The sequence below is a fragment of the Halomonas elongata genome, from assembly GCF_029081005.1.
Classification (GTDB): Bacteria; Pseudomonadota; Gammaproteobacteria; order Pseudomonadales; family Halomonadaceae; genus Halomonas; species Halomonas elongata_B.
In genome coordinates, this window is sequence record NZ_JAJQTQ010000084.1 from 1 (window position 1) to 471 (window position 471).

At 39.9% G+C, this 471-nt stretch carries 1 protein-coding gene; it reads left to right on the plus strand.

Annotated features, from left to right (window positions below; all coding sequences use genetic code 11):
• The coding region (locus LU493_RS19540; RefSeq protein ID WP_275289470.1) for an ATPase, T2SS/T4P/T4SS family at window positions 1-471 on the plus strand (471 nt) is incomplete at both ends.

Sequence of the window (471 nt, forward strand, 5' to 3'; positions counted from 1 at the left end):
ATCACTATACGTAAACCATCGACACGGCAGATAACACATAAAGAATATGTGGCGAACGGTTTTTATGATTATGTCCAGTCAGGAAAAAAACACAGGACATACGATGATGAGCTTCTTGATTTATTCAGAGCGAGAAATATCGCTGCTTTTATGGAGCTTGCCGTAGCAGCAGGGAAAACCATTGTATTTGCCGGAGCAACGGGTTCCGGTAAAACAACTTATATGAAGAGTCTTATCGATTTCATACCATTGAATACACGGCTGATTACGATTGAAGATGCAGAGGAAATCAAATTTTTTATCCATAAAAATTATGTGCATCTTTTTTACCCTTCGGAATCCGGCAGTGATTCCGGCTCTATCATAACAGCAGCGAAATTAATCAAATCCTGTTTGAGGATGAAACCTGACAGAATTTTACTGGCGGAAATTAAAGGTGGCGATGCCTGGGATTTTGTGAAAGTTGCTGGT